Annotated in this window: 25 protein-coding genes; 5 read left to right on the top strand and 20 right to left on the bottom strand. The window is 56.7% G+C overall.

Annotated features, from left to right (window positions below):
• Positions 1 to 97: 97 nt before the first annotated feature.
• Both AB4P90_RS18730 and AB4P90_RS18735 read left to right on the top strand, forming a co-directional pair.
• Positions 98 to 580, top strand: coding sequence for an ead/Ea22-like family protein (locus AB4P90_RS18730; RefSeq protein WP_220381665.1), 483 nt, complete (start codon positions 98 to 100; stop codon positions 578 to 580).
• Entirely contained in the window at positions 570 to 794 is a 225-nt protein-coding gene (locus AB4P90_RS18735; protein ID WP_220381666.1) for a helix-turn-helix transcriptional regulator, read from the top strand. The genes AB4P90_RS18730 and AB4P90_RS18735 overlap by 11 nt, the downstream gene beginning before the upstream one ends.
• Here the strand turns inward: AB4P90_RS18735 and AB4P90_RS18740 are convergent.
• The 19 genes from AB4P90_RS18740 to AB4P90_RS18830 form a co-directional block, all read right to left on the bottom strand.
• Positions 773 to 1,696 (bottom strand): phage head morphogenesis protein, encoded by a 924-nt coding sequence (locus AB4P90_RS18740; RefSeq protein WP_258925257.1) that lies wholly within the window; start codon positions 1,694 to 1,696, stop codon positions 773 to 775. The two genes, AB4P90_RS18735 and AB4P90_RS18740, sit on opposite strands and share 22 nt — an antisense overlap.
• Positions 1,629 to 3,035, bottom strand: coding sequence for a DUF1073 domain-containing protein (locus tag AB4P90_RS18745; RefSeq protein ID WP_395605257.1), 1,407 nt, complete (start codon positions 3,033 to 3,035; stop codon positions 1,629 to 1,631). The genes AB4P90_RS18740 and AB4P90_RS18745 overlap by 68 nt, the downstream gene beginning before the upstream one ends.
• A gap of 52 nt (positions 3,036 to 3,087) precedes the next feature.
• Positions 3,088 to 3,420, bottom strand: coding sequence for a hypothetical protein (locus AB4P90_RS18750; protein ID WP_395605258.1), 333 nt, complete (start codon positions 3,418 to 3,420; stop codon positions 3,088 to 3,090).
• Between the two features lies 1 nt (position 3,421).
• Positions 3,422 to 3,745: a peptidase M48, Ste24p gene (locus tag AB4P90_RS18755; RefSeq protein WP_395606105.1), complete on the bottom strand. Its 324-nt coding sequence runs from the start codon at positions 3,743 to 3,745 to the stop codon at positions 3,422 to 3,424.
• Between the two features lie 310 nt (positions 3,746 to 4,055).
• Positions 4,056 to 4,220, bottom strand: coding sequence for a hypothetical protein (locus tag AB4P90_RS18760; protein ID WP_395605259.1), 165 nt, complete (start codon positions 4,218 to 4,220; stop codon positions 4,056 to 4,058).
• Between the two features lie 79 nt (positions 4,221 to 4,299).
• Positions 4,300 to 4,746, bottom strand: coding sequence for a GIY-YIG nuclease family protein (locus AB4P90_RS18765; RefSeq protein WP_395605260.1), 447 nt, complete (start codon positions 4,744 to 4,746; stop codon positions 4,300 to 4,302).
• A 198-nt stretch (positions 4,747 to 4,944) separates the two neighbouring features.
• Positions 4,945 to 5,616: a hypothetical protein gene (locus AB4P90_RS18770; protein ID WP_395605261.1), complete on the bottom strand. Its 672-nt coding sequence runs from the start codon at positions 5,614 to 5,616 to the stop codon at positions 4,945 to 4,947.
• A complete protein-coding gene (locus AB4P90_RS18775) occupies positions 5,613 to 6,257 on the bottom strand; it encodes a recombination protein NinG (protein WP_395605262.1) in 645 nt (214 codons plus the stop codon). The genes AB4P90_RS18770 and AB4P90_RS18775 overlap by 4 nt, the downstream gene beginning before the upstream one ends.
• The gene (locus AB4P90_RS18780; RefSeq protein WP_215518715.1) at positions 6,254 to 6,748 is read right to left on the bottom strand and encodes an HNH endonuclease; all 495 of its coding nucleotides are present in this window, start codon (positions 6,746 to 6,748) and stop codon (positions 6,254 to 6,256) included. The genes AB4P90_RS18775 and AB4P90_RS18780 overlap by 4 nt, the downstream gene beginning before the upstream one ends.
• Positions 6,748 to 7,164 carry a recombination protein NinB gene (locus tag AB4P90_RS18785; RefSeq protein ID WP_395605263.1) on the bottom strand — a complete coding sequence of 139 codons (417 nt, stop codon included), beginning with the start codon at positions 7,162 to 7,164 and terminating at the stop codon, positions 6,748 to 6,750. The genes AB4P90_RS18780 and AB4P90_RS18785 overlap by 1 nt, the downstream gene beginning before the upstream one ends.
• Entirely contained in the window at positions 7,161 to 7,382 is a 222-nt protein-coding gene (locus tag AB4P90_RS18790) for a hypothetical protein (RefSeq protein WP_395605264.1), read from the bottom strand. Before AB4P90_RS18790 ends, AB4P90_RS18785 begins: the two co-directional genes overlap by 4 nt.
• Positions 7,379 to 7,855: a hypothetical protein gene (locus tag AB4P90_RS18795; protein WP_395605265.1), complete on the bottom strand. Its 477-nt coding sequence runs from the start codon at positions 7,853 to 7,855 to the stop codon at positions 7,379 to 7,381. Before AB4P90_RS18795 ends, AB4P90_RS18790 begins: the two co-directional genes overlap by 4 nt.
• Positions 7,852 to 8,160, bottom strand: coding sequence for a hypothetical protein (locus tag AB4P90_RS18800; RefSeq protein ID WP_395605266.1), 309 nt, complete (start codon positions 8,158 to 8,160; stop codon positions 7,852 to 7,854). The genes AB4P90_RS18795 and AB4P90_RS18800 overlap by 4 nt, the downstream gene beginning before the upstream one ends.
• Positions 8,160 to 8,885, bottom strand: coding sequence for a replication protein P (locus AB4P90_RS18805; RefSeq protein ID WP_395605267.1), 726 nt, complete (start codon positions 8,883 to 8,885; stop codon positions 8,160 to 8,162). Before AB4P90_RS18805 ends, AB4P90_RS18800 begins: the two co-directional genes overlap by 1 nt.
• On the bottom strand, positions 8,882 to 9,724 hold the full coding sequence (locus AB4P90_RS18810; protein WP_198719802.1) for a DnaT-like ssDNA-binding domain-containing protein: 843 nt from the start codon (positions 9,722 to 9,724) through the stop codon (positions 8,882 to 8,884). Before AB4P90_RS18810 ends, AB4P90_RS18805 begins: the two co-directional genes overlap by 4 nt.
• Positions 9,724 to 10,590 (bottom strand): Bro-N domain-containing protein, encoded by an 867-nt coding sequence (locus AB4P90_RS18815; protein ID WP_395605268.1) that lies wholly within the window; start codon positions 10,588 to 10,590, stop codon positions 9,724 to 9,726. The genes AB4P90_RS18810 and AB4P90_RS18815 overlap by 1 nt, the downstream gene beginning before the upstream one ends.
• Before the next feature lie 86 nt (positions 10,591 to 10,676).
• Positions 10,677 to 10,922, bottom strand: a complete 246-nt coding sequence (locus tag AB4P90_RS18820) for a hypothetical protein (protein WP_053254929.1) — start codon at positions 10,920 to 10,922, stop codon at positions 10,677 to 10,679.
• Positions 10,923 to 10,942: 20 nt separating this feature from the next.
• On the bottom strand, positions 10,943 to 11,137 hold the full coding sequence (locus AB4P90_RS18825) for a hypothetical protein (RefSeq protein ID WP_040267807.1): 195 nt from the start codon (positions 11,135 to 11,137) through the stop codon (positions 10,943 to 10,945).
• 29 nt (positions 11,138 to 11,166) lie between these two features.
• Positions 11,167 to 11,352 carry a hypothetical protein gene (locus AB4P90_RS18830; RefSeq protein ID WP_395605269.1) on the bottom strand — a complete coding sequence of 62 codons (186 nt, stop codon included), beginning with the start codon at positions 11,350 to 11,352 and terminating at the stop codon, positions 11,167 to 11,169.
• A gap of 96 nt (positions 11,353 to 11,448) precedes the next feature.
• Between AB4P90_RS18830 and AB4P90_RS18835 the strand changes: the two genes are divergently transcribed.
• Positions 11,449 to 12,120 (top strand): LexA family protein, encoded by a 672-nt coding sequence (locus tag AB4P90_RS18835; RefSeq protein ID WP_395605270.1) that lies wholly within the window; start codon positions 11,449 to 11,451, stop codon positions 12,118 to 12,120.
• 25 nt (positions 12,121 to 12,145) lie between these two features.
• Here the strand turns inward: AB4P90_RS18835 and AB4P90_RS18840 are convergent, their stop codons facing one another.
• The gene (locus tag AB4P90_RS18840; RefSeq protein ID WP_395605271.1) at positions 12,146 to 12,913 is read right to left on the bottom strand and encodes a hypothetical protein; all 768 of its coding nucleotides are present in this window, start codon (positions 12,911 to 12,913) and stop codon (positions 12,146 to 12,148) included.
• A gap of 454 nt (positions 12,914 to 13,367) precedes the next feature.
• Between AB4P90_RS18840 and AB4P90_RS18845 the strand changes: the two genes are divergently transcribed.
• Both AB4P90_RS18845 and AB4P90_RS18850 read left to right on the top strand, forming a co-directional pair.
• Positions 13,368 to 13,901 (top strand): tellurite resistance TerB family protein, encoded by a 534-nt coding sequence (locus tag AB4P90_RS18845; RefSeq protein WP_395605272.1) that lies wholly within the window; start codon positions 13,368 to 13,370, stop codon positions 13,899 to 13,901.
• A 279-nt stretch (positions 13,902 to 14,180) separates the two neighbouring features.
• Positions 14,181 to 14,453: a hypothetical protein gene (locus AB4P90_RS18850; protein ID WP_010566440.1), complete on the top strand. Its 273-nt coding sequence runs from the start codon at positions 14,181 to 14,183 to the stop codon at positions 14,451 to 14,453.
• Positions 14,454 to 15,065: the final 612 nt, after the last annotated feature.

Below are 15,065 nucleotides of genomic sequence, written 5' to 3' on the forward strand. Positions count from 1 at the left end.
ATAAGGTTGGTTTCGCCCATTGCAAAATAGGAACATTGTTCCTATATTGGTAGCCATGCCAGCCGATTGGGCGAGGCAAATAACGGAGTGATTCGAGATGGATTACGAAAACCTTAAACGTCTGGCAAAGTCTGCAACGCGCGGTCCTTGGTTTTGGGAAAAGACTAGAACCTATGGCGTTTCAGGTGGGGTCGGAGAAGATGAGATCGTTGTAAGTCAGGAGTTCGGCATAGATCGTTCTGCCGACGCCTTCTTCATTGCAGCAGCTAGCCCCTCCACAGTTCTGCTCCTAATCTCTGAAATCGAGCGCCTAACCGCTCACATTGCCGATGGCATGGATTGCAAGGCTGTAGCGATCCAGGGCATGGCACGCCTAACAGCTGAGAACAAGGCCCTGCTCAAGGACGGTGAGCGCTACCGGTGGCTGCGCAATCGACTCATAGGCGTATCTTCGGATTGGGATGACAGCGGCAATGGAATGCTAGGTCTGGCTTTCAAGATCAAGGGTGATCGATGGATCGGTTGCGACGAGAATATCGACGACGCCATGAGTAAGGGCCTCAATACAAATGAAGCCTGACGCCTCCAACCACAACCCAAGCCCTCACTACCTGCGCGGCGTGCTTGATCAGGCTGGCATCAGTCAGCGAGAAGCGGCAACGATGCTCGGCCTGTCCGACAGGGTGATACGCTACTACCTGAGCGACACGTCATCGCCAAGCCATAGGCCAGCGCCGTATGTCGTTCAGTTCGCTATCGAATGCCTGGCAGATCAGCCCTTGTCGGGGAAGTAGTTCACGCCTGGAATTTGAGCCAATCCGACGCATCTACATAAAATATGGTGCTTCCCTGGGTGCAGATTGGTGACACCCTTCCAGGTCGCACCGTCCGCTACCTTGTAGATGCCCACCCCATAACCGATGTCCTGCCGAGCGATACCCCAGCAGCTGATCTTGGCGTTTGGGTATTTCCCGCCTGGCGCGCCAGATACACGCTGATCCCCAGCATCCACTGCCTTGTAGAACTCGATCCCGGCTGCGGCCTGTCGCTGCCGGGTCAGGTCGCTATTGAGCTGAGACACTTGATCGCGCGCAATGAGCTTGGCCCGCCTGGCGCTGACACCGGTCTGCTCCTGTATCTGCTTGGCGATGGCGGTAGGTGCGAGACCATCCTTCATGCCGCCAAGTACGATCGTCTCGACGTTTTTGAAGTACTCGTCGGGTATCGACTTGATCAGGTTGACGTTTTCAGCCGTCGAGGCTTCCAGGTAGTCCTGCATGCCCCGTGGCCGGGTGATCAGCTGGAAGTCGACACCGACCGCCTGATTGACTGACTTCCGGAAGTCCTCGGCATTATCTGCGTCGGCCCGGCTGACAGTGCTGGCGGCTACCCGCTGGATCTGGGATTCGAACAGGGATGAGCTGAACCGGCGTGATACCCCGCGTATCGCCGCAAGGACCTCATCAGTCCAGCCGTCCATGGTCAGCATGGCGTCTGCGATGTAGTCACGCTTGAGGCGCTTCAGCTCAGGCTCCAGCGCCTTAACCAACTCACCAGCCATCAGCCTAACCATTCCACGAAGCTGGCCGCTGTAGTAGCGCTCAGCCTCTTGGCTTGGCAGAACAGGCTTAGGGGCGCGGGGTTTCTTTTTCCGCTGCTCCATCATCGCCAGGTTTGTCGCCGTCAGTTTCTCCAAGGGAGAATCCGGGGAGACCTTCGCCGTCGTCGCCGATTCCATTGTCCTGATCCTTCTCGATCTTCTCTTGGGCGGCAATCTGCTCGTCGGTGATGGCGTACGTGCCTTTCGACTGTATGCGGCGCATGGCATGACTGGGGCGAATGACGCGGGATTCAATGCCCAGAGCATCCGCCTGGGCGTCTGCCAGATCTTCCTGGGCCTGTTCAGTCCCTGTTGGCAGGGAGAGAGGCTTCCATTCAAATTCGAGATCGTCGGGATAATCGCCAAGGGCGGATCGGATCAGCACCTGGTCGAGCGCCTCAAGGTCGAGACGCATCTGTCCGTCCTGCTTGCCCTTGATGGTGCCTTCGTAGGTCTTGCGGTCACCCTCACCTGTAGCGCTAAGACCAGAGGCCGACTGCCCCCAAAGCTCTGTGACAGGCATCTCAGCTGCACCGGCAGTCCACACCATGAATTGCTCCATGATCTGGCTGAGCCCGGAGAACGAGATGCTGTTGCGCTCGTACTCTTCGCTGTCCGCATCAAGCAATCCGAGGTTAACCAGCGACTTCATCATGCCGAACATGCGGTAACGCTCAGTGACGTTGTCGCACTGGGCGCTGGCCAATGCTGACTTGAGGCCTTTCACCTTGATGGTGTCGACGTTGGCTTCCAGCACCAGGGAAGCAATACCGCCCTTGGTAGCCACCACATCGCGCAGGTCAGACATGCAGCGACGTAGGCGACTATCACCCCAACCCTGCTCGAACATGCGCATACGGCGCGGCAGGCGAGCCCCAGTGCGGCGAATGATGTGGCTATAGTGAATGCGTTGCTCGCCGTTCACCATCATGTAGAACTCTGGAAGCATCCAGTTTTGCTTGAGCGGGTCTGTCAGGTTGAATTCGGTTGGCTGGATATCCCAGCGGTCGAGGACGACCAGGTTCTTCAGGTCGCCCTTCTTGATCTTCTTCAGGTCGAGCGGCGAGCTTAGGTCCTGCCCGGTCACCATCAGCAAAGCTGCGCCACCGTACAGGTCAGCCCAGCAGCACGTATCAAGATAGGCTTGCTGAACACCAAGGCGGCGCTCTTCGTTCGCGATGTCCTTGGCCTGCTTGCCATTGAACGTGCGCCACTCACGCAGCGCATCTTCGTTCGGCTTGTCCACGATACGACGGGCAATCCAGTTCGACTGGTACGCCGCCTCAAGCTCAATCTGGTTGACGAACTCAAAGCCGAATACGTTGTGGGTGCGCTTGTCTCGGTTGGTGCCGATATTGGCAACCATGTTCGACAAACTATCAGTTGACACGACCTTACCGGCCTGAATCTGAATTCGCGGTTTTGATGTGGTCATAAATTGATCTATCTCGCGCCACGAAACGGCGGTTATGAAAACGTGGCGCGGATTACGGATTCTTCGGTGGTGGCGCTACCTGGCCTTTTCGCTCAATGGGCTGATAGCCACCGACTGGCGCGATCTCGCATACATACCCACGACGAGCCCAGGCATAAGCCACCATCCCAGCGTGAAGCATCGCGCTCATGGGGTTCACCCAGTGACCTTGCATGGAAGTGACGAATGAACCGAAGGCGCCGATCGCGACCAGGTAGAACGCAGCACTAAGTAGTGGCTGATCGATCGGACGCAACCGCCGCAGGTAGTCACAGGCGGCCAGAGCGACGACGAGGCAAAGAGCCGCATCAACCAGCCCCAGCGTCGATAAAAGAATGCTGTTCATGTCAGGCACCTCGCGCCGTTACGACCGCGCCCATTGCTGCCTTCATGGCCGGAATGATGTTCATCGCTGTCAGGCCGAGCACGAATGCCACGCCACACAACAGATCATCATTCACAGCAAGGCCGAGCTTGGGGGCAAGCCATAACGTCACTGGTTGCGTCAGGTAAACCGAAAATCCGAAGCCGGTAGCTACAGCGGTTGCCGCCTGGCCCCGAGTAAGGTCTTTCAGAAAACCAAGGGACAGGATCGAACCGATGAAAGCAGCCATGACCACGCCGTACTTCACCAGCAACACGCTGGCGGCAGTGCTCGTTGGTTCTGCCATTGGTTTCTCCGCGGAATAGATCGGCATCCGCTGCACTCCCAGCTCGGAGCAATGGGTGTGGGGAGCCGAAAATGAAAAAGCCCCGATCAATGTCGAGGCCCTGAATAGGTGCGCGTGTCTTCCCACGCTGCCAGCCAAAGACCATCACGGCGTCGACACCCAAGTGCATCGATCTCGCTGTTCCTGTCTCGCACCACCCTGAAAGCGTGTTAGGTCAGGGCGCGCGGGCTGCCGGTGTTTTTCCGTAGCGCTGCACTACCGGCTTATCAGCGTCCAGGCCTCCCGATGGCTGCCCTGGCTGCAGGTGAAACTACAGATTCTTTTTGTGGATCCGCCAACCCATGGCGACACCGGGATGCAAATACTCGCCGGTGCGTGGATGGCGCGAGAAGTCGGTCTCGCCAACTTGGCGTGCGACCGCCTCCCAAGCATTTCTGGCGCGCTCCAGCAGATTGCTTTTGGCTTTCAGCTTCATGCGCATCTCCAGAAGGATGAATTCGAGGAAATAAAAAAACCCGGCTCGAAAGCAGGGTTTTGGTGTTCTTTTGTTTGGTTTAGATGTTCTTGAGGCTGCCTATTAGCGCTTTCTTCGCGCCGCTTCTCGGCAGTCCCTGAGCGTCCCAGTGATAGCCCTCAGCAATGAACCTGCACACAACGTCACGGATACCCAGCTGGTCGCGCAAAGCCTTGCTTACGCCAAGCCTTACGGCCAGAGCTTTGGCTTCGTCGTAGTGGAACCACTCACCCCTGACATGATGCTCCTGAAGCTCTCGGTGCATGAGCGCCTCGGATTTTACGTCACCGGCAAACACGGCCAAAACCAGAAGCTTCTTCGGCGAGCCAACCTGCATGTTGATCATGCGGCTACTCAGCTCTGACGCAAATCCAACCTTGATGTAAGGCTCGCCCTCAATACCAACCATGTACACGACATTGAGACCTACCCAAGAGGGCGGCCTTGATTTCGGCTTTGGCTGGTGAGCGGCGCAGTGGTTGGTCATCTTGACCGTGTCCCGATAGCATCTCGATCGCAGACATATTCCAGGAAGTGCGCTTGTATCGGTAGGTACGACAGTGCGTAAAGTCTGCAAAGTATCTCCAGATACTCAGTGCCGCTCTTGCGCATTACCCTCAACGCGCAAGATCGACAGGATGGATAAATATTCTCTCACTTTCTCACTAATTGCAATGGGTATTTGCTACGCCGCGCAACTTTCGATAAGCCCCTCAGCATCAAGCAGTTCCTGGGCGGCCGTCAGCGCCTCGTTCACCTGGTCATCCAGCGCCTTGCGGATCGACGAGCGCCACCGGTAGCGGGTCGACTCCGGCTTGCCATCGTTGTCCCAATTAGTAATGTCGTACCAGGCAGCAGGCAGAACTGCTGTAGAGCGCTTGAGCGTCTGCTTGCGATCTACAGTGTCATCCATACCGCGCACGCCCTTCTCATGAAACGAATCCAGCAACGCCTTGTTCTTGGCTATGGCCTCAGCTTCACGACTTACCACCTCGATACCAGCCGACTCATGCTTGCCGCGCACCTGAGGAATTGCCCAGGTCAGAATGGCGCACTCGCGAAACCGCTGCGGCGCTGGCGTCTTCACGGAATTGAGCAATTCCAGGATGGCGCCGTGCTTGCGTTCGTCGTGAGTGGAGTACTTCGCCACCAGTGCCCGCCAGTGCGCCGGATTCAGCGCCTTGTGCAGTCGACCGAACACCCAGCAGTCCTGGAGAAGCGCCGCCTCCTTACCGACGATCTCCCCCTTCTGCTTGGCGCACTGCACCTTTGGCTCAAAGTCGCAGCCGCCTGCGGAATTGATGGTCTCGGCCGCAAGGGCGCGAACTACTGCTGAAACAACGTTGCGATAGGTCATGCTGCCTGCCCCTTCTTCAGTTCTTTGGTCTTTGCCCGGTATTCGGCAGTGATGGCTTTCAGTTGCTCTATGGTTTCCTTGCGCGGCGTGTGGTCTGCCTCCAGCGCCTCGACAGCCTCCAGGCCGATGCGGCCGATCAGCCCTTCCCGGAACGCCTGCGAAACCGTTTGGCCCTTTCGGGCGTACTTGGACGAACCGGCATTACAGCTCTTGCACTGCAACCAAATATTGCTGGGCACCAGCCTTAACTCTGGCCGAGCGCCCTTGCCGAGGAAGTGCCCGGCATCAAATGCGCCGCCAGTCTTCCAACCCTGGGCGTGGAGGATTGATTCCTGCGACTCACCGCAACTGATGCACCCGCTACCGATGCTCAGTTCGTAGGTGCGCCGGTAGTCGCGTACGGCCTTCTCGGCGTCCTTCATGTGGTCGCCGCGACTTTTCAGGGCCTCCTTGCGCACCTTGATATCCCGGCGCCCGGCCTGGGCCAGCGACTTCTTCTCCTTGGCCTTCTGCACCTCTACGGTGGCCAGCGCACACTTAGGGCTGCACACCGCCTGACCCAGGCGCTGCGGGACGAATGAGGCCCTGCATGCTGGGTTCTTGCAGGTCTTGGGCTTGGGTTGTTTGGCTTGAATGCTCATAGAGTGCACCCCGCATGAATCTTTCGCTTTTCGGCCACGTACGCGTCATGGGCCGCTATGGCAGTATCGAAAACCCCAAGGTGATGTTTTTTCCCTAAGTGATGGATCTGCGCACAGAATCTTTTGCCGAGAGGCGAAACCCCCAAATAACCGGATGAGTTATCGGATCGCGGGCGGCGCTGATTTTGCACGTTCAGCAACTGATCGCCCGGACGAAGATTGCTAAAGCGGTTATTGGCGCCAACCCCGTCTCGATGATCAATACCGGTGGCGGGGTCTTCACCTGTAACCCAGTACCACGCGAGGCGATGCGCAAAATAGCGAACACCGTCTACGGTTATGAGCAAGTAACCATTCTTCTGCAAAGAGCCTGCTGGCTCGTCTTGATATCGTCCCTTCCTGCGAACCTTCCAGGTGAAAACCCCGGTTTCTTGTGAGTAATGGATCTGATCGATCAAGTACGAGTGATCTGGCATTGAATTCAACTTCATCAGTACCGGCCCCCATAGTGATCCTGAGCCGCCCAGCGGACGCCCTCTTGGCTGCCAAATGCTTCGATCCAAGTGATAAGGCTTGCGCACTGGGCAATGCTCAGCTTTGAGGTGTGCTCGAAAATCATATCTATCCCATGCCCATCCAAAGCCGGAACCAGCATCGGCGAATGTCCGGCCTCTCTGAGCCATGCTGCGGTGCACAGTCGCTTCCATACGTCGATGGTGAGTTTCTGACCGTGCCAGGAAACTTGCTCTGCGATTTGGCTCAGTAACTTGTGGAGCTTCTTGTTCTGCTCCCCGCTGCGGTCCACTTCGGTGATGGCCAGCTTCTTCGGCTTGGCCAGGTCCAGGCCGGCGATGTAGCCCATGGCCTTGTTGCGGTCTGATTCGTTGCGGATCTGGAGGCTGGTCATGGCTTCACTCCCGTCGACTTACTCACCTTCCCTTCCGCCTCAAGCTGACGCATGGTCTTGCGCAAGGTGCCAAGGTCGTAGGCTCGCATCATTGCCTTGATCCACTTGTTCACGATCGTTACGCAGGCATAGGACAGGACGAACAGAATCAAGGCCAGGAAGCCAACGGCCGAGCAAACCATCACGCCATAGCCGATCCATTGAGCAATCTCGTTCATGACTGCTCTCCCTGGCTCATGGCGGCGTCAGCCATAGCTTGGTCGCACATCGCATCCATTTTTTCTGGAGTCATCTTTCCCCATGCGTGTGGGAACGCCTGAAGATCATTTGCCAATACCGAAAAGAATCTCCAGCGCTCTGCATCCTTGCGAAGCGCCTCATTCTCAGCCTTCAGCTCAGCATTCACCTGCTCGTAGGCTTCGTAGCCGGTCTTGAGGCCGGCGATTTCGGCGCGGAGTTGGTCGCGCTCGGTGACAACTTCGACAAGCTCAACTACGCGGCTCCAACCCGGCACGCCTTCAAGTTCAGTCAGCGGCACATGCTGCTCTACGGTTCGCTCAAGAAGATTTAACAACCGCTCGTTCTCGGCGATCAGGGCCAGGACCGTGTCGATTGACAGGCCGTCGGTGCATTGCCAGCCGGCGGCTTTCTTTGCTGTGAGTTCGGCTTGCAGTTCGTTGTAGTCGGTCATGTCCGCTGCTCCGCTGCTTCTGCGATCAATGCCATGCGCTCAAAGCGCTCCGATTCGTCTTTGCGGATTGCCCGAACCATCGTGAAGATGCAGTAGCCGAGGAAGATGGCGATGGGCGCGAACAGAATCCAGCCGTTGTAAACCCATGCCTTGCGCCACTCGAAGGTGCCAATGGTTGTCCCCTCGTAGATCCATGGGCCAATCCAGATAGTGTTCAGCGGCCCCCAAATCACGAAACAGAAAACCAGCATTGCGAGCCCTGCAACAGCGCATCGAATACCCGCTTTGTCGATGTGATCCTTCATCAGAATTTCCCCTCTACGCGCTGTGCTTCGCGCTTGATATTCATTTTTGCCAGCAGCAGTTCACGGGCTGACTTGCCGTCTGCCGGGATGCCTTGCTGAAGGATTCGTGCCTGGGTTTGTTGGTCGGCCAGGTCGTTGGCCATCTCAAAGGCCGTCTTCTGGCTGTCGTGGCCGATGCCTGTCAGGATCTTGCCGTCGAGCGGCTGGCCTTCCTGGGCGCGGCGGATCACCACGGCGTAGTTGTGATCGAAGCGCTGGCGAAGGCCCTTGTCTTCCTGCTTGGCTGAGCGAAGGTCGAACAGGCCAGTGGCAACGGCAGCGATCTTCACGCCTTCATGGCTGTAGGTCTCCATCAGCGCCTCCATCCAGGCCCCGGCGACCGAAGGCATGCCGAAGTCTTCCGGGCCAGGCACGCACATCGCGATGAACTCCCCCACGCTCGGCGCGAAAGGCTTCTTGAGCTTGCGGCACTTCTGGATACCGAACTCGATCTGCTCCAGAGTGCGGATGCCCTCATCGGCGAATTCCTTGATCCACTCGGCCTTGGCGGCGTCGAGCGCTTCGGTGGATGGCCATGCCTGGCGCCACGCCGGGAAGATCCCGCGCAGGCGGCGGAACAGGTCGTTAACCACTTCGGCCGTCTGCGGCGTCACATGGAGGGGCAAGGCGTGAATGGCTGGCGGCAGGTTTCCCATGGTCGCCATCAGTTGGTTGACTGGCTTCATGGGCTCACCACGATGCCTTCGGCCCAGGCGTTGCTGTCGAAGTCAGGCTCGTTGCTCTGGCGGCGCGCCGGGAACTGACGGACGTTGCTGGCTTGATTTCGGTCAGTTTTGACCCACTTCACCAGCAGCGCCACCCATGCGTCTTGCGTCTCCATCCGGCCGGATGCCGTGTAGTGACAGACGAACGAAGCCGTGGCATCAGCAGTGAACACATCCACCGGCAGCGTCATCCGAAGGGCATAGTTTTTCAGGAGGTTCCGGTTCGGCTCCCAATCCAGCGTCATTTCAGATGGCGCCTTGGGGTCGACAGGAACGGGGTCGGCTTCTGGCTTTTCTTCTCCCTGCACACCTTCGGCTGGCGCCAAGCCGTCGAACGTTTCGGCGACCAGCGCTTCGTGCGCAGAGAGAGAGTTGTGTTGATCTTTATTCTTCTCTACATCTACATCTTCTTTAGGTAACGCAGAAGTAACGATGCGAGCGTTACCTTTTGCGTTACCTGCTTTATGACTGGCTACGCGCTTTGCCGTGAGGAGCCTGTTTTTAGCGGTCTTCCCGTTGTGACGCTCAAAATGAGGAAGGCTGATCACACCCTCAGCTTCTGCCATCCAGCCCACGGACTTCATGTGATCGCAGAAACCGGTAACGCCTACTGAGCGATCAAGTAACTTTTTACTAACGCTTGGAGCGTTACCATTTTCTGTTTGCTGATCGAACCAAGCCCACACACGCATGAGCTTCCCCACCACCGCATCCGGATCAATGCCGGCCAGGTCGGCGATAAGGCAAACCTCTGGCTTGTCCATGGTAGTGAGTTCGAATTTAATCCAGTCGCCAGCCATTACTTGGCTCCTTTGCCGACAAGGCAGGCCAATTCAAGGAAGCGATCCACGTACCAGTGCGGCGCGGTCTCGCGGGGGTTATTGGGGCTGGTCAGGTTCTTGCCATAACGAAGGCCCTTATCAGTCACCGACCAGAAGTCGACGACGCCGCGCTTGGTGCTGTTGCGCTGGCACTTCTTGATAAAGCCGTTGGCAGCCAACAAGCGGTTGAAGGCCGTGGCCGTGCTGGCAATGCCGTTTTCTTTGATGAGGTCGGTGATGGGCTTGGTTTCCATCGAAGATCCGCCAGTAGCGTCTGGGGCGGCGTCAATGGCATAGCCTGGGAGGAATTTCGCATCCAGTCCGTTATTGGCGGCGATCTGCGCAAGCATCATCATTTTGCTGGAGGGTGCCGGCTTCAGTAGACGATCGAAGCATTCCAGAATGGCGAGTTCGCCAATGACCTTGGAGTTGTTCGTGTCCTGGGCAGTGTAAGAACCAGTCTTTCGAATAGTCGGCAGCACCTGGCCCACCACCCATTCTTCGAACTGCTCAGCAGCCGGAAGCTTGGACTTCATCACCAGACGGTAGAGATCGCGCTCAGGGATGATTTGCACTGCGCGAACCTGACCTCCCATTTCGGTATGGCAGGTACTGACCGCTTTGCAGTGGACATTGATCGCCTTCGACGTGTTGGAGTAGCCGAGGGCTTCGGCGATGTCCTTGGCGATGAACCAGGGCTCCCCGTGACCGTCGTCAATTACGCGGACAGGGAAACCGTGGAAGTCGAAAGGAGTCACTGGCTTAATCCGCGCCACGTTTTCAGATTGCGAAAAACGTGGCGCGGGATTATTCAGGGCCTGTACATCGAGATTAGAGGTGTGCATAATCGGCTCCAGATTGAAACGATTTTTGCAAGCGCTGTGAAAGAGCCGGGATTGCGCCCCGGCTTTTTTGTGCCTGCGATTTGGGTTTATGGATTGGGGTCTTCATCAGTCCCTCCTTTTTCAGGCCCTATTCCGGCCTTCGGCGGGTCACGCCTTGTTGTTGGTAGATGCCGGATCTTTCCAGCCCCTTTTGGCCTGGTCTTCTCGAAAAAGCGTTCTGCTCCAAGCTTTGCGGCGTACTCGTCAGGGGTCATCCCTGCCGCTGCTGCCAACCGTTCAAGCTTTTCGTAGAGGCGCCCATCGATCCCGTGGCAGATCGTGGTTTCAGGCACGTAAGCCTCCTTCAGGGCCTTCAGGCCTGCATGTGTTTACCGGTAGCATTCGGTTCAACGATGCTTTCCAACTTCTCCTCGACGCACATCCGAACGAACACGGCCAGTTGCAGCTTGTGCAGGCGGGCCACAGCCTTTAACGCCTCATAGGTTTCATCGTCATAGCGGGACTTGATCTCCCGGTCTTTCAGGTGGCGTGTGTCGTCGTATGCCATTGGTGAGGCTCCTTGGTTGTTCGAGAGGGTTAAGCGGCTGATTTCTGGATGGCTTCTTCGTACAGGGTTTCGATAGCTTTCCCTGTTTCATAGCGAACCCCGGCGCCCTTGCTGGCCCGGTGAATAGTTGGCTGAGTGGTCTCTGCCTTGTCGGCTATTGCCTTCTGGGAGAAGCCCATGGCGAACAAGCCGGACAGCATCTGTTGAATCGTCATAAGTGCCTCCAATTCGGCGACGTATCGAGCGAATGATACGCGCACGTATTGATACAAGCAATACACTCTTGCAATACGTTTTTCTATTGGTGGCAAATGCACATTGGTGATCGGGTATTTTCGGAGATGACCGCGCGAGGCTGGAGCGAGGGCGAGCTTGCTCGGCAGGCGGGACTCAAGCAGCCGACCGTGCATCGCATAATTTCAGGTGAGTCGAAATCCCCCAGAAGGGAAAATATCGAGAAAATCGCTAAAGTGTTGCGCGTCCCTAGTAAGTGGCTTTGGGATGGCGGCCCGCGCCCCGACTTGATTGATCAGTTCGACGCGAACGTAGAGATGACTCTGCAACCAACAAGATCATTTCTGTACCCGGAAATAAGCTGGGTGCAAGCCGGGAGCGCTAAGGAAGCGGTAGAAATGAGCAATGTGGCGCTGTGCCCTCAGCACTCTTCAGACGTGTGGGCAGGCGAAAACGCATTCTGGCTTAGGGTAGTTGGATCATCCATGACCAGCTCCAGCGGAAGCTCGTTCCCGGAGGGATTTCTAATCCTGGTTGCGCCAGATATTGAGCCGCGCCCCGGGCAGTATGTCGTAGCAAGGATGACAGATACCAATGAGGCGACATTTAAGCAACTGGTCCGCGACGCCGGGGATCTTTATCTGAAGCCATTGAATTCATCTTACCCGACGAAACTGGTGGATGACACCTGGGAGATCGTCGGGACCGTTGTCGATGGCAAGATGCCTAAATCTGTGTTCATGATGTAGCGGGCACAGTTGGCTGCCTAAGTTACTAGATTGGCCTGAAGATCAGGGTCTGCCGGGTCGCTCCTATTGCTGTCCTGTAGCTTTTGACCCCGACGAACTGGAGTGGACCTCTCGACGCCGCTGACCAGAACTGCCCCTCTATCACTTGCTTATCGGTGATTATCGTTATGGCAGGCCATCTGACAGGATTAGTCATGCTGAGCAGAAGCACGGCGCCGTCCATAACCTGCGAAACGACGTAGTCTCCATCCTCAACCCAAACAAATTTCCCTTGGAAGGATGCGATCCCGGATGTCTGGAATATTCCGACCAGATTGTTGAGTGTCTTCTGATTCTCTCCGCCAAACATAGGCTGGGTGCCGGTCCGGCTGACGACGTCAGCTATCAAGTCTTCGTCCTTTTTTCGACTTTTTTCGATTGTGCTGTTGATGTTAGCCACAACCTCGGCCTGCTTCTGCTTGCACAGTTCGGGAATGCGGAGCATCTGGGCATTTGCAACTTGCATCCGGGGCTGACCGCTAAGAATACTCACGGGGCCGACTATCTCCATAGTTTCGAGCGAGGCAAGGAATGATGCCTCATCGTCATAGCTGAGGTCGCTCCGCCAGAACTTGTCGCCATCAATTTTCACAGTCCATCGCCTTCCCTCGACCCTGAATTCAGTTGTCGGATTAATGGAGTACTCGCGTCGATCCGCATCGCAATATGCGAAGACGTCAATAGTTGTCCCGGCGGCGGCGGAGCTAGCTCGAATGCCGACCATCGCGTAATCGGAGATGCTTTCATAGGTCATATCATCCTGGCTGCGATCGGGTGCACTCATGCATCCAGCCAAAACCAACGTCGACAATAGAGGGGCTACCCGTTTCATTTCCTACTCCGATCAGTTAATGAGCCGGATTCTAGCAGAGAGCCAACGTCGACCCATTCCCGCCACTGAGCGGGTTTTTTGTGCCCATCAAAAAAATGATACGTCAGCGTATTGACTATATTGATACGCAGACGTATTGTTCACTCCATCGAGTCACCCAACAGGGACTCGCCAGGGCCTCACAGCTCGCCGCTCTTTAGCGACACCCCTTGCCGGATCACCACCGGCCTAGATTCAAAGGCAGCGATGAACCGGCCTAAACGGTTCAGAGGGTTGGCAACTGACCCGGGCGTGCAGCGTAAAGCGCCAAGAACAGTTATCCAGCGGGAGAAAAAGCCGAAAGGCCCGCGGCTGGAGTGACATTTGATTCAAGCCAGTGACCGACGCCAGTTGCGGGTCACGGCGAACAGATTTCCTCGATGACCTTGGCGACAGGGTCATCTGGGAAATCACCCAAAAAGAGGAATCACCCATGTTCGGCATTGGCAAAAAATTGTTCGGCGCCAAGCGCGCAGTAAAGAAACTGGAAAATCGCGACCTGATGCAGGCCATCGTCGGCGGCTGCCTGCTGGTGGCAGCGTCGGACGGCGAGATCAGCAAGAACGAAGCGGCACAAATTGATATCCAGATCCGGGCCAACAAGGCGCTGGAGCATTTCGGCTCCGAGATCACCAGCACCGTCAACCTTTTCACCGAGCAACTGCAGGCCGGTTTCCGCCTCGGCCGCATGAACATCCTGCGCGAGATTCGCGATATCAAGAACAACCCAGCCGACGCGGAAGAGGTGTTCGTGAACATGCTCACCGTTGCAGAAGGTGACGGCAATATCAGTCCTGAAGAGCTGAAGGTCCTGGGTGAGATCGGCAACGAACTCGGCCTGCGACTGAAAGACTTCGGCATTGAGGCTTAAGGCCTGGGTCGGAATAGCTGCCGCGACTGCGATCGCAATCTCAGCGGCCTCTAACTGGACCAATTGCGCATGGTTCGGCTACCAAACCGACAGAACAACGCGCTATGCACTTGGTGTCGGGTGCTTGGTGAAAATGCCAACTGGTTGGACGCCAAGATCAGAGATCAGAACCGAGCAATAGCACACAGATGGCCCCCTGCTGATTCAGGTAGCCATCTGGTTTCACAAATGCCTCTAGACCCCCTGGAGGTATTTGGAAGCCAATCAGGAGACAGCAGCATGCAAATCAATCAGCAAAAAACGGTGCAGGTCGATGTGACTGAGCTGCACCTCTACATCAAGGTCCGCGACGGTTTCGCTGCTGGCCTGAAAGACGCCCAGGGCGAGGAAGTCGGCAGCTATGAAGGCTACGTGCCGGACTTCTTTCCCGGCCAGCACTACGGCGACTACCTGATCCTGAACATCGACCTGGAAACAGGCCAGATCAAGAACTGGCAGAAGCCGGTCGCCGCCGACATCGAAAAGATGATCGAAGCAGGCGACGACGACTGATCAACCCCTTCCTTGCACGTCAGCCAGACGAAAATTGGACCGATCCTTTCCTTGGGGAGACTCGTATAGGGAGAGGCTGCATCGGAGTGTGATCTGGTTGCGACGGAGGTTCGCCCTCGATGGCGGATCGACGGATTGGGTCAGATCACACCCCGATGCGGAAGAAATCGCGGCCTATAACCGCCCACCTGCATCACCGCAACAAGCAGATGAATGCCCGGGCTGACGGGCAAGTGTAAGACCTGAGGGATCGCGGGAATCGTGGCCGGTAGAGTGAGTAAGCGCCCAGATGGCCACGGCGAGTCCAAGAATAAGCGGCTGAAACCTTCGCCCCGGTGAAACCCCGGTGTCACTAAGGCCGCTAATAGTCGTGCCGGGATCAGCTCCGGCCTCTGCATCAACCCCGGGGCCCACTGCACATCCCGCCGGGAGGGAGCCGAAAGGTAGCAGCAGCCCGCACATGCGGATTAATTCAATAGGTGGCCACTGCCTTCCCAGTGAGCGAACGATAGGAGGGTTTCACCATGGACTAGCCAATAGCTGCCCGACGCCACATGCGCCCGGCAGGCTTGTACGTAAAGAGGGAAAAGCCCGGTTTCGACTGGGCTTTTT

Origin of the sequence: Pseudomonas sp. B16120 (assembly GCF_044218845.1) — a bacterium.
GTDB lineage: Bacteria > Pseudomonadota > Gammaproteobacteria > Pseudomonadales > Pseudomonadaceae > Aquipseudomonas > Aquipseudomonas paracarnis.

What these genes read in the sequence shown, in the direction of transcription:
- AB4P90_RS18730 (WP_220381665.1), top strand. Translation starts at nt 98, where the DNA reads ATGGATTACGAAAACCTTAAACGTCTGGCAAAGTCTGCAACGCGCGGT.
- AB4P90_RS18735 (WP_220381666.1), top strand. Translation starts at nt 570, where the DNA reads ATGAAGCCTGACGCCTCCAACCACAACCCAAGCCCTCACTACCTGCGC.
- AB4P90_RS18745 (WP_395605257.1), bottom strand. Translation starts at nt 3,035, where the DNA reads ATGACCACATCAAAACCGCGAATTCAGATTCAGGCCGGTAAGGTCGTG.
- AB4P90_RS18750 (WP_395605258.1), bottom strand. Translation starts at nt 3,420, where the DNA reads ATGAACAGCATTCTTTTATCGACGCTGGGGCTGGTTGATGCGGCTCTT.
- AB4P90_RS18755 (WP_395606105.1), bottom strand. Translation starts at nt 3,745, where the DNA reads ATGGCAGAACCAACGAGCACTGCCGCCAGCGTGTTGCTGGTGAAGTAC.
- AB4P90_RS18760 (WP_395605259.1), bottom strand. Translation starts at nt 4,220, where the DNA reads ATGAAGCTGAAAGCCAAAAGCAATCTGCTGGAGCGCGCCAGAAATGCT.
- AB4P90_RS18765 (WP_395605260.1), bottom strand. Translation starts at nt 4,746, where the DNA reads ATGACCAACCACTGCGCCGCTCACCAGCCAAAGCCGAAATCAAGGCCG.
- AB4P90_RS18770 (WP_395605261.1), bottom strand. Translation starts at nt 5,616, where the DNA reads ATGACCTATCGCAACGTTGTTTCAGCAGTAGTTCGCGCCCTTGCGGCC.
- AB4P90_RS18775 (WP_395605262.1), bottom strand. Translation starts at nt 6,257, where the DNA reads ATGAGCATTCAAGCCAAACAACCCAAGCCCAAGACCTGCAAGAACCCA.
- AB4P90_RS18780 (WP_215518715.1), bottom strand. Translation starts at nt 6,748, where the DNA reads ATGAAGTTGAATTCAATGCCAGATCACTCGTACTTGATCGATCAGATC.
- AB4P90_RS18785 (WP_395605263.1), bottom strand. Translation starts at nt 7,164, where the DNA reads ATGACCAGCCTCCAGATCCGCAACGAATCAGACCGCAACAAGGCCATG.
- AB4P90_RS18790 (WP_395605264.1), bottom strand. Translation starts at nt 7,382, where the DNA reads ATGAACGAGATTGCTCAATGGATCGGCTATGGCGTGATGGTTTGCTCG.
- AB4P90_RS18795 (WP_395605265.1), bottom strand. Translation starts at nt 7,855, where the DNA reads ATGACCGACTACAACGAACTGCAAGCCGAACTCACAGCAAAGAAAGCC.
- AB4P90_RS18800 (WP_395605266.1), bottom strand. Translation starts at nt 8,160, where the DNA reads ATGAAGGATCACATCGACAAAGCGGGTATTCGATGCGCTGTTGCAGGG.
- AB4P90_RS18805 (WP_395605267.1), bottom strand. Translation starts at nt 8,885, where the DNA reads ATGAAGCCAGTCAACCAACTGATGGCGACCATGGGAAACCTGCCGCCA.
- AB4P90_RS18810 (WP_198719802.1), bottom strand. Translation starts at nt 9,724, where the DNA reads ATGGCTGGCGACTGGATTAAATTCGAACTCACTACCATGGACAAGCCA.
- AB4P90_RS18815 (WP_395605268.1), bottom strand. Translation starts at nt 10,590, where the DNA reads ATGCACACCTCTAATCTCGATGTACAGGCCCTGAATAATCCCGCGCCA.
- AB4P90_RS18825 (WP_040267807.1), bottom strand. Translation starts at nt 11,137, where the DNA reads ATGGCATACGACGACACACGCCACCTGAAAGACCGGGAGATCAAGTCC.
- AB4P90_RS18830 (WP_395605269.1), bottom strand. Translation starts at nt 11,352, where the DNA reads ATGACGATTCAACAGATGCTGTCCGGCTTGTTCGCCATGGGCTTCTCC.
- AB4P90_RS18835 (WP_395605270.1), top strand. Translation starts at nt 11,449, where the DNA reads ATGCACATTGGTGATCGGGTATTTTCGGAGATGACCGCGCGAGGCTGG.
- AB4P90_RS18840 (WP_395605271.1), bottom strand. Translation starts at nt 12,913, where the DNA reads ATGACCTATGAAAGCATCTCCGATTACGCGATGGTCGGCATTCGAGCT.
- AB4P90_RS18850 (WP_010566440.1), top strand. Translation starts at nt 14,181, where the DNA reads ATGCAAATCAATCAGCAAAAAACGGTGCAGGTCGATGTGACTGAGCTG.